We start from the raw sequence: 9,598 nt of genomic DNA, 5'->3' as shown, positions 1-9,598 counted from the left end.
CGGGCGGACCAGAGCCGTAATGCTCCGGCCAGATAGAGCAGCGCCAGCAGTGCGGCGATGGCCGGGATCAGCGGGAGCGGCTGCAGGGTGGGAGCGAGGAAGGTTTCGAGCGAGGGAGGGGCGGTGGGAATCCACACCGGACCTTCCACTGCCGGTTCATCCACCGGCTATGGTCCGCTGGTTGTGGCACAGTGTCGCGTCGGTGACCAGGACCACCTCGAGCAGATCACCGAGCGCGTGGGCCAGACGCGGGTCGGCCAGCTCGTAGCGGGCTTTACGGCCCTCCGGGGTGGAGACCACCAGACCGCATCCGCGCAGGCAGGTCAGGTGATTCGACATGCTCTGGCGTGAGACGTCGAGGATGTCGGCCAGGACGGCCGGATAATTCGGTCCGGACCGCAGCGCCAGGAGGATCCGTGCCCGGGTCGGGTCGGATAGGGCGTATCCGAACTTGGCCAAGACCTGCCCTGTTGTCAGCGATTCCATGGCTACCAGAGTACACCCGGCCTTGAGTTCAGCGTTTCGTGTATCATTCTCGGTATGCATAACCATAGCCACGAACCTGCGACGGTTGCCGAGACGCATCGCCGGCCCATCGCGATTGCGCTGGGAATTACGCTGAGCGTTTTCGTGTTCCAGGTCTTCGGATCATGGTTGACCGGCAGCTTGGCGCTGCTCTTCGACTCCGCGCACGTCTTCACCGACGCCGGGGGACTGGCGATGGCGTTGACCGCCGCCACCCTTGCGTTGCGTCCGGCGACCGTGAAGCGGTCCTGGGGGTTCAGGCGTGCCGAGGTCGTGGCCGCGATGGTACAGGCCGGGATCCTGATGGCGGTGGGAACCTATGTTCTGATCGAGGGAATACAACGGCTGATTACCCCGACCGAGGTCGCCTCGGAGCAGATGGTGATTTTCGGGGTGATCGGGTTGGCCGGCAACATTGCCGCGCTATTCGTGCTGTCCAGGAGCAGGTCGGCCAACTTCAACCTTCGGGCGGCGTTCCTGGAGGTCCTCAACGACGCATTGGGCTCGGTTGCGGTGATCGTCGCGGCGGTGATCATCACCCTGACCGGCTGGGTCCGTGCCGATGCGATCGTCGCGATGCTGATCGGGGCGCTGATCCTGCCACGCACGATCAAACTCCTCCGGGAGACAGTGCACGTGCTGCTGGAAGGCACCCCGCCGGGCATTGATCCGGCGCAGATCCACGGACACATCCTGGCGATGCCAGGGGTCGTGGAGGTACACGACCTGCACGTCACCCAGATCGCCACCGGCCTGCCCGTCCTGACTGCGCACGTCGTGCTGACCGATGAAATCGTTGCCGCAGGAGAAACACATGAGGTACTGGACCGGTTGCAGGAGTGCGTCTCCACGCATTTTAGGATCGGTATCGAACACTCGACATTCCAGATCGAACCGGCCGGTCACCGCGACCACGAACACCGTCTAGCACACTGACCCGCATACTCCAGCCAGTCTGATTCGCAGATCCCAGCCCGTAAGGAAACCCCTACCTGATGAGTTCTACCTCCGTGAAGCCCCGCACCTCCAGGGCGCAACGAACCGTGTGGATTGTGATTGCCGTTGCCGGCTTGGCGATGGTCCTCACCCTCGTGATAGCAAACATCGTCAGGGCCGACAAGCAGGAAACCCTGGCGCTCGACGCCGGTGGAGCGCAGGTGGTGCGAGAGGGCAGTCGGGTGATTTCCCAGGCGCCGCAGGAGCGGGCGGTATTGGTCGAGTTCCTGGACTTCGAGTGCGAGGCATGCCGGGCCGCGAAACCCTTCGTCGATGAACTGAAAGAAGAATACGGCCAGAACCTCACCATCGTCGCCCGCTATTTCCCGCTTCCCGGGCACCTGAACTCGATGAACGCGGCGCTGGCGGTCGAAGCCGCCGCGCAGCAGGGACAGTTCCTGCCGATGCTGGACAGGATGTATGAAACCCAGGCGGACTGGGGCGAGGCCAGTGAGTCCAAGGCCGACGTGTTCCGGGGCTTCGCACAGGAACTCGGCCTGGACATGGCCGCCTTCGACGCGGCGGTAGCGGACCCGGACACCCGGGAACGTATTGAGCGTGACGTCGCGGACGGAACAGCCCTGCAGGTCACTGGAACACCAACCTTCTTCCTTGACGGTGAGCAGGTGGAGGTGGCGACCCTGGAGGAGTTCCATGCCCTGATCGCGGACAGTGTCGGGTCGACCGGACAGGACGAAAAGTAAGGACCCATTTACCCGGCACCGGTGAACGTCAAGACCAGCAGGGCAACGTTCAGGGCGATGATCAGCCCCGCACTGACATAGCTGCAGACACTCAACGCCCTCGAATTGACGTGGTCGCCCATCAGACGGCGGTCGGCCGAGGCGCGCACCAGCGGCACCAACGCGAACGGTATACCCATGCTCAGGACCACCTGGCTGATCACCAGCGCCATGGTCGGCTCGATCCCGGTGCCGAGGATGACCAGTGCCGGCACCAGGGTCGCGACCCTGCGCACCCACACGTTGACACGGAACCGGAGCAGGCCCTCCATGATGACGGCCCCGGCATAGCAGCCCACCGAGGTGGATGCCAGCCCTGAAGCGAGCAGCCCAATGGCGAAAGCGGCGGCCACGATGGGGCCGAGGCTCTGCCCGATCGCGGCGTAGGCCCCCTCAATGGTTTCAGTTCCTTCCACCCCGCGCAGGCTACTGGCGGCAGCGAGCAGCATGGCGATATTGACGGTGCCGGCCAGGGCGAGGGCCGCAATGACGTCGACGCGCGCGGCACGGATCAGCCGACGCAGATGCGAGGGTGGGTGTCCGGTCCCGTGGCGGTGAACGGAGAGCGCTGAGTGCAGGTAGATGGCGTGGGGCATGACGGTCGCGCCGAGCATGCTCGCGGCCAGCAGGACGGTATCGGCTCCTTCCAGCCGGGGCACCAGCCCGCCCAGGGCAGGACCGGCCGCCGGCGGGTTAGCGAGAACTCCGGCGGTGAACCCGGCTGCGATGACGGCCAGGAGGACCAGCACGGCCCGTTCGAACAGGTGCTGCCGGTTCCTGGTCTGCAGGGCCAGCAGCAGCATGGATGCTGCTCCCATGATGAGTCCGGCGAGGACCAGAGGGGTCCCGAAGAGCAGGTTCAGCGCCAGCGCTCCGCCGATCACCTCCGCCACATCGGTGGCGGCGGCGACCACTTCGGCCTGGACCCAGAAGGCCCGGCGACGGCCCGCGGGGAGCCTGCTTCCGATCAGTTCGGGCAGCGATCGGCCGGTGACCAGTCCGAGCTTCGCGGACTGATATTGGATCAACACCGCCATCAGGTTCGCGGCAACCAGAACCCACACCAGCAGGTACCCGTAACGTGCGCCGGCGGTCAGGTTCGCCGCAACGTTCCCGGGGTCAACGTAGGCCACTGACGCCACAAACGCCGGTCCCAGCAGGAGCACACCCTGCAGCGGGAACGCCCGACGTGCGGGCCCTCGAAGGAAAGCTTTCGGCATACCTAAATGTTAGGTCAGGGTATGTCGAAAACTCGATTTAGCTGACAGGTCCGGTGTCTGTGTGGGGCGCTGGTGCGGGTGCGTGCGCGGCGCCGAGCGCAGCGGGCGGTGATGTAGTGGGCGGTGATGCATCGGCGGTGTGGGTGCGCTGCCGTTCTTCGGCCTGCGCCCGGTAGCGGACCCTGCGGACGCGTCCGGCCATGGAGCGCATCAGGAGGATCACGGCGATCACCATGAACAAGGTCATGAGGAATCCCAGCAGACCGGGGGTGACCTGACTGGGGTCCAGGCCAGGCCGCAGTTGGCCCTCATCCGGGGGTGGTACCAGCGCAAACACTGAAGCGGTTGATAACATCCTGGGCCTTCCTTCGTACTGTGTCGGTGGATGCGGGGCGTTGTCATGGTTCTTTCTGGTCCTAGTCCTGTTTCTGGTCCGCCGGGTCTTGTCGCAGCTGTTGGCGTAGCCGGTGGCGAGCTGCTGTGCCGGCTACGACGCTCAGCACGGTGACTAGGGCTGAGGTGAGACCGACCCAGAACAGCATCCGAGCTGTTGCCCCCAGTGGTAATGGAGAGCCGAAGAACACCTCCCACCAGATCGCGGCCGTCGCCAGCAGCCAGGAGAGCGCGGCGAAGCCTGCTGCCCACATGTAGGGTTGGGTGCCCTTCCTGCGGCCGTTGCTGGCAAAACCGACGGCCAGCAGGGCCAGACCGGCCAGGGTCACGGCTGCCCCCCAGACGGCGAGCTGGCCCAGCAGCGCCCCGAGCAGGATCAGCAGTGCGGCAATGAGCACTATTCGGCGGTGGCGCAGCGGCAAGCGGACCGGCGAGCTCATAGCCGCCTGCCCGAGCGCTGCCCTGATCTCCGGCTCCTGCGGAACCGTCGGGTCGGGAAGGCCCAACCCCGACACATATACCTGTCCAAGATCGCTCGGCCTGACCTCCCGTCCGTCCACCAGTAACATCGGGCTGCCGGGGAAGATCCCCTTGGAGGAACCCTCGGCGGCCGGAATCCGGGTGAACACTATGTGTTCCTGCGGGGCCACGTCCTCCAGGAGGTGGTCGGTTGTTTCCCGCAATGGCTGCGCTGCCGGGCAGCCGACGGAGTATCGGAGTTCGATGCGCATCACCGGCACCCGCTACGCGTCGACGCCGCCAGTACAGGGGGCACCCGCCTCGGGGGTCTGCGGCCCCTGCACGTATTTGGCCAGGAACGTCTCCAGGCGCGGGTCCTCGGCGTCTTCTACGGCCAGCTGGGTTCCCCATGCGGTGGCCGTCACCGCGCTCTCCTGGCCCTCCACCGGGCTGAGCAGCACGTAACTGCGCTCCCCGGCCAGCTCCGTCAACGCTTCAACGCCTGCAGGATCCAAATCCGCCCGGTAACTGATCCAGGCGGCACCGTGTTCAAGGGTGTGCACGGCACGGGCCTCGCTGATGGGTTCTGTGTAGACACCGCAGTTGGTCCACACTGGTGCGTGGTCACCGCCTGCTCCGGGGCTCTGGGGGTAGTCGACCGGTGTTTCGGTGTGGTTACGGGAGAGATCCTCGAAGGTCTGTACCCCGTCGATGGGTGCTTCGGCGGCAGCGGTCAGTGCCGCGTCCTGACGGATTTCGTCGACGATGACGAAGGTCACGGCCGCCGCGATGGCGGCAGCCAGCAGGAGCACCGTCCCGTACACCGCGATATTCTTGCGTCGTTCCACGGTTTTCTGCTGCGCCTGGATGGCCTGGAGCCGGGCCTGCCGGTCACGGTTTGCTTGCTTGTTCTGTTTGTTCATGATTGCTCTTTTCATCGGTTCTAGGGAGTTGAAGGGAACGAGGGCCTGGTCTAGAGAGCCTGCAGCAGGGTGTTCATGGCGTCTATTTCCGAGGATTGGGATTCGATGAGCTTGTCCGCAAGATCCCTCACCTGCGCTGTGGTGGCGGTGTCGAGTGCTGCCTGGGCCATCTGCACTCCACCGCGGTGGTGGTCGATCATCATGTCCAGGTAGAGCCGCTCCGCCTCGGTTCCCTCTGCTTGCCGGAGCTGTTGGAGGTCTTCTTCGGTGGCCATGCCGGGCATGGACATCTGGTCGGCGCCCATCTGATGGTCGGGCATCCATTGCATGGGCGTCCCGGATCCGGTTTGCGGTAGCCCCCAGTCCTGGAGCCAGGCGAACATTTGACCGATCTGCTGTTGCTGGGTTAGCGCGATGTCATAGGCCAGGGCACGGACCGGTTCGGTTTCGGTGCGGTTCAGGACAAGCATCGACATTTCCACTGCCTGGGCGTGGTGGCGTTGCATGTCACGGGCGAATCCGGCGTCGGCGCTGGCATCGCCCGGTTCCGGATTCCCTGCAAGGAAACGGCCGCCGATGACGCCGAGCGCGAGCAACAGGATAGCGCCCAGCACGGCGATCGTGACGTGGGCTGGTTTGAGTTTCATTTCACTTTCCTCGTAAAGGCTGGGCGCGACCAGGGAGGTTATCCGGTCGCTCGATTGGGTTGTGGTCGTTTATCGGATGAAGACGGGCAGGAACCGGAAGAACACGGAGGCTGCGGTTGCCACCCAGATCAGCGCAACGATGGTCCAGGCCCAGTCGGCCACAAACTGCACAACGGCTGGCGGGGCTTTGATGATCCCGTGGATCAGGTTGCGGATGGTGAGCAGGATGAACAGGGGGATCATCATGGCCCAGACGATCATGCAGTAGATGCACAGGATGTAGATGTCGTATACGGCCTGGCTCCACAGCCAGACCACGAAGGCGAAGCCGGTGGTGACACCGGCCTGCAACCCTACCCAGTACCAGCGGCCGAGCCGTGCCCCGGATAGCAGCACCATGGCGGTTGTAATAACAACCGCGAACGCGATGATACCGATCAGCGGGTTCGGGAAGCCGAACACTGAGGCCTGCCAGGTCTTGAACACCTGCCCGCAGGAAACCCATGGGTTGACGTCGCAGCTGGTGACATGACCGGGATCCTCGTAGGCGGAGAGCCGTTCCAGGACCAGGACCGCCGACGCGACCCATCCCACTGAACCGGTGATCAGCAGCAGGAACGCAAAGGGACCGTGCCGGGCGAACCGCGCCGTGCTGGCGTCCGCGCGCTCGTGCAGCGGGGAGGAAGAGAGGGGGAGGTCCTGGCTCACAGGGTGCCTTTCACGTCAGTAGAGGAGGGCGGGGTGTTCGGTCGTATGATCTTTGGACTAGCTGCCCAGATAGACCGTGATGAGGGCGAAGAGCGCGAATCCTGCGGTCAGGAAAACGGGGTCAAGTGGGCTGGTGTCGCCCTCGTGGGCTTCTTCGATGATCTCTTCGACGACGACGCTGGTCAGTGCACCACCGGTGAGGGCGAGTACCGACAGGGTGATGATCTCGGGGGCGTTCTGTAGGGCAAAGTAGCCGATGGTCGCACCGAGCATGATGGGCAGGGTGAAGCTGAGCGCCATCAGGACGCGGGTGCGGCGGCGGATGCCGGCCCGTCTGAGTGAGGCGCCGGCCGCGAATCCCTCCGGAAGGTCCGCCGGTACCTGTCCGAGGGCGAGCAGCAGGCCCAAAGAGGGGTTCAGGACGGTCGCGGTGCCGATCATCACTCCGTCGCTGAACAGGTCCAGGGAGACCCCGGAGAAGATCGCCAGGGGTCCGGCGGTTTCCTTCCCGGTGCCGAGGCGGGTGCGGACGAATCCGATGGACCGTTCGATGCCGATGAAGAACACTCCACCGAGCACGAAGGCGAGGATCGGAACCCACGGCGGGGTGGCGGTGAGGGCTTCGGGCATCAGCTCAAGCCCGACCACAGCCAGGACGATCCCGGCCGCGAGATGCAGTGCCAGACTCAGGACGCGTTCGGAGACCTTGAACACTTCCGCTGCGATCCCGCCGAGGAAGTTCCCGGCCGCAGGTAGGGCCGCGAGGGCCAGGACGAGGGCGAATCCTTGCATTTAGATCGGCATCCTTATGTCGTTGGCGAACCAGTCCTGTAATTCGCTAACCCAGGCTCCCCAGACCCCGGAGACCATGAGCAGGCCCAACACGACGAGTATGGTGCCGCCGGTGCGTTGTAGGGCTGCCCGGTGGGTGCGGAAGAAGGAGAGGGCACCCATGCCGCGGCGGGCGCCGAGGGCGATCAGCAGGAAAGGCACTCCCAGTCCGAGGCAGTAGAAGAAGGTCAGCAACGCTCCCTTGGCGGCCCCGGATCCGTCGCTGAAGGCCAGCAACTGGACTGCTGAGAGAGTAGGCCCGATACAGGGCGCCCACCCTAGACCGAAAGTGACTCCCAGGAGCGGTGCTCCCCAGAGCCCGGGCGGGGCTTTCGCGTGGAGTTTCGCGTCGCGTTGGAACCAGGAGAGCCCGCCTAGGAAGATCACGCCCATCAGGACCACGATCACGCCGAGGATCTGAGTGATCCAGGCCTGCTCGGAGCTTTGCAGCCACGCCCCGAGCTGCCCGAAGACCGCGCCGATCGCCATGAACACCACGGAGAAGCCCAGCACGAACAGGCCGATGCCAGCGAACATCCGCCCGCGGCGCTGCTTTTCCAGGTCCACACCGGTCAGCCCGGTGACGTAGCCGAGGTATCCGGGCACCAGTGGGAGAACGCAGGGGGACGCGAAGGACGCCAGCCCTGCCAGCACCGCAACCGGGATGGCCAGCAGGAGGGACCCGGTCAGGACGGTCTCGGCGAAAGGATTCCCCACCGCCGCCGGAAGGATCACGGCCACAATGGTCACGGTTCGGCTATCGCGTCGGTGATTAGCGCGTTCAAAGTGCTTTTCTCGGCCAGGCCGATGATGCGCCCGGCCACCCTGCCCTGCCGATCCAGCACCAGGGTGCTCGGTACCGCCTGGGGCGGTACATATTGGGTCATCGCCAGCAACACGGCCCCGTCGGCGTCGTCGATGCTTGGGTAGGTGATCCCGAAGGTGCGTTCGAATGCTGCTGCCGTCGCGGCCTCGTCCCGGATGTTCACGCCGATGAACTGCACTCCGGACTGCTGGTGCTTCTCATACAACGCCTGCAAATCCGGCGCCTCGACCCGGCACGGCGCGCAGGCCGCGTACCAGATATTCAACACGGTCACTTGGCCCTTGAAGTCCGCGGAATCCACCACCGTCCCGTCATAGAAGGTGCCGGTCAGCTGCACCGGTTCACCCCTGGACTCCGGGGCGTACTCGGTGACTGACCCGTCGCCGGCGATGTAGTTCTTGTTATCCCCGGCGTTGGCCTGCTCAGCCAGGGCGTCGTTGGGGGCGCACCCGGACAGGCCCAGGACCAGGGCCACACCGGCCGCCAACAGCCTCAGAGGCGCTCCGGGGAACCCTAGAGGCATCCCATGTGGCACGGTAGGTTCCTTTCTCCGACCCTCCCGGGCGGTGCATGTTTGTGCGTGCATCACAGGCCCGAGTATGAGTGGAGCCCGGAGAAGTACACGTTGACGATGGTGAAGTTGAAGATCACGCAGAGGTAGCCGGTGATGGACAGCCAGGCTGCCCGGGTTCCTTCCCAGCCGCGGGTGGCTCGGGCGTGGAGGTAACCGGCGTAGATGACCCAGATGACGAAGGTCCACACTTCCTTGGTATCCCAGCCCCAGTACCGGCCCCAGGCGGCTTCTGCCCAGATGGCGCCGGCCATGAGCGTGAAGGTCCAGAAAATGAACCCGATGCCGTTGAGCCGGTACGCCAGTTGTTCCAACGACTTCGAGGCAGGAACCAGGCGCATCACACCGGTGGGGGCGGGCCGTCCGGAGCGTTCTTGCCGGTCTTTGACCAGTTGCAGCGCCGATAGACAGAAGGTCAGGGTGAAAATCGCCGAGGCGAGGACGGCGATGGAGACATGGATGATGAGCCAGTAGCTTTGCAGTGCGGGGATGAGCTGCGCGACCGGAGTGGGATAGGCGATGGCGCCGGCCATCAGCATGACCAGCACCAGGGCGGTGATGAGTGTGCCGAGGAAGCGTAGGTCGCGGAAGATCAGGCAGAGCAGAAAGACGGCCATGACCAGCAGCGCGCCCGTGGTCACGAACTCATACATGTTCCCCCAGGGCACCCGGCCTGCGGCGATACCACGCGCGACCACGCCTGCGAGGTGAATCAGCAGCGCTACGGCGCTGACCGCCACCCCGACCCGGGCGGCC

Annotated in this window: 13 protein-coding genes; 2 read left to right on the top strand and 11 right to left on the bottom strand. The window is 64.9% G+C overall.

Annotation, left to right across the window (positions count from 1 at the left end):
* Nucleotides 1-156: 156 nt before the first annotated feature.
* Nucleotides 157-486: an ArsR/SmtB family transcription factor gene (locus tag X803_RS17135; RefSeq protein WP_035777488.1), complete on the bottom strand. Its 330-nt coding sequence runs from the start codon at nucleotides 484-486 to the stop codon at nucleotides 157-159.
* A gap of 54 nt (nucleotides 487-540) precedes the next feature.
* On the opposite strand from X803_RS17135, the gene X803_RS0101655 reads away from it, so the two are divergent.
* Nucleotides 541-1,461: a cation diffusion facilitator family transporter gene (locus tag X803_RS0101655; protein WP_026543768.1), complete on the top strand. Its 921-nt coding sequence runs from the start codon at nucleotides 541-543 to the stop codon at nucleotides 1,459-1,461.
* Nucleotides 1,462-1,520: 59 nt separating this feature from the next.
* Entirely contained in the window at nucleotides 1,521-2,225 is a 705-nt protein-coding gene (locus X803_RS0101650; RefSeq protein WP_026543767.1) for a DsbA family protein, read from the top strand.
* Between the two features lie 8 nt (nucleotides 2,226-2,233).
* Here X803_RS0101650 and X803_RS0101645 read toward each other — a convergent pair whose 3' ends face one another.
* The 10 genes from X803_RS0101645 to ccsB form a co-directional block, all read right to left on the bottom strand.
* The gene (locus X803_RS0101645; RefSeq protein WP_026543766.1) at nucleotides 2,234-3,484 is read right to left on the bottom strand and encodes an Nramp family divalent metal transporter; all 1,251 of its coding nucleotides are present in this window, start codon (nucleotides 3,482-3,484) and stop codon (nucleotides 2,234-2,236) included.
* 37 nt (nucleotides 3,485-3,521) lie between these two features.
* Nucleotides 3,522-3,839, bottom strand: coding sequence for a hypothetical protein (locus X803_RS17130; protein WP_051470352.1), 318 nt, complete (start codon nucleotides 3,837-3,839; stop codon nucleotides 3,522-3,524).
* Nucleotides 3,840-3,900: 61 nt separating this feature from the next.
* Complete coding sequence (locus X803_RS0101635) at nucleotides 3,901-4,608, bottom strand: hypothetical protein (protein WP_026543765.1); 708 nt, start codon at nucleotides 4,606-4,608, stop codon at nucleotides 3,901-3,903.
* Between the two features lie 12 nt (nucleotides 4,609-4,620).
* Complete coding sequence (locus tag X803_RS0101630) at nucleotides 4,621-5,259, bottom strand: DUF3105 domain-containing protein (RefSeq protein WP_026543764.1); 639 nt, start codon at nucleotides 5,257-5,259, stop codon at nucleotides 4,621-4,623.
* A 50-nt stretch (nucleotides 5,260-5,309) separates the two neighbouring features.
* On the bottom strand, nucleotides 5,310-5,906 hold the full coding sequence (locus tag X803_RS0101625; protein ID WP_026543763.1) for a DUF305 domain-containing protein: 597 nt from the start codon (nucleotides 5,904-5,906) through the stop codon (nucleotides 5,310-5,312).
* 69 nt (nucleotides 5,907-5,975) lie between these two features.
* Nucleotides 5,976-6,581: a vitamin K epoxide reductase family protein gene (locus X803_RS0101620; protein WP_035777550.1), complete on the bottom strand. Its 606-nt coding sequence runs from the start codon at nucleotides 6,579-6,581 to the stop codon at nucleotides 5,976-5,978.
* A 90-nt stretch (nucleotides 6,582-6,671) separates the two neighbouring features.
* Nucleotides 6,672-7,406, bottom strand: coding sequence for a ZIP family metal transporter (locus X803_RS0101615; RefSeq protein WP_026543761.1), 735 nt, complete (start codon nucleotides 7,404-7,406; stop codon nucleotides 6,672-6,674).
* Nucleotides 7,407-8,162, bottom strand: coding sequence for a cytochrome c biogenesis CcdA family protein (locus X803_RS0101610; protein WP_026543760.1), 756 nt, complete (start codon nucleotides 8,160-8,162; stop codon nucleotides 7,407-7,409).
* A gap of 29 nt (nucleotides 8,163-8,191) precedes the next feature.
* A complete protein-coding gene (locus X803_RS0101605; protein WP_026543759.1) occupies nucleotides 8,192-8,794 on the bottom strand; it encodes a TlpA family protein disulfide reductase in 603 nt (200 codons plus the stop codon).
* A 62-nt stretch (nucleotides 8,795-8,856) separates the two neighbouring features.
* Nucleotides 8,857-9,598 (bottom strand): c-type cytochrome biogenesis protein CcsB (ccsB, locus tag X803_RS17125; RefSeq protein ID WP_084033260.1); only part of this gene is annotated, 742 nt, incomplete at its 5' end.

The sequence above is a fragment of the Arthrobacter sp. 35/47 genome, assembly GCF_000520475.1.
In the GTDB taxonomy this organism is placed as follows: Bacteria; Actinomycetota; Actinomycetes; order Actinomycetales; family Micrococcaceae; genus Arthrobacter_D; species Arthrobacter_D subterraneus.
This window is presented reverse-complemented; position numbering and strand designations above follow the sequence as displayed.

Coding starts and splice junctions, on each gene's coding strand:
- X803_RS17135 (WP_035777488.1), bottom strand. CDS start 486: ATGGAATCGCTGACAACAGGGCAGGTCTTGGCCAAGTTCGGATACGCC.
- X803_RS0101655 (WP_026543768.1), top strand. CDS start 541: ATGCATAACCATAGCCACGAACCTGCGACGGTTGCCGAGACGCATCGC.
- X803_RS0101650 (WP_026543767.1), top strand. CDS start 1,521: ATGAGTTCTACCTCCGTGAAGCCCCGCACCTCCAGGGCGCAACGAACC.
- X803_RS0101645 (WP_026543766.1), bottom strand. CDS start 3,484: ATGCCGAAAGCTTTCCTTCGAGGGCCCGCACGTCGGGCGTTCCCGCTG.
- X803_RS17130 (WP_051470352.1), bottom strand. CDS start 3,839: ATGTTATCAACCGCTTCAGTGTTTGCGCTGGTACCACCCCCGGATGAG.
- X803_RS0101635 (WP_026543765.1), bottom strand. CDS start 4,608: ATGCGCATCGAACTCCGATACTCCGTCGGCTGCCCGGCAGCGCAGCCA.
- X803_RS0101630 (WP_026543764.1), bottom strand. CDS start 5,259: ATGAACAAACAGAACAAGCAAGCAAACCGTGACCGGCAGGCCCGGCTC.
- X803_RS0101625 (WP_026543763.1), bottom strand. CDS start 5,906: ATGAAACTCAAACCAGCCCACGTCACGATCGCCGTGCTGGGCGCTATC.
- X803_RS0101615 (WP_026543761.1), bottom strand. CDS start 7,406: ATGCAAGGATTCGCCCTCGTCCTGGCCCTCGCGGCCCTACCTGCGGCC.
- X803_RS0101605 (WP_026543759.1), bottom strand. CDS start 8,794: ATGCCTCTAGGGTTCCCCGGAGCGCCTCTGAGGCTGTTGGCGGCCGGT.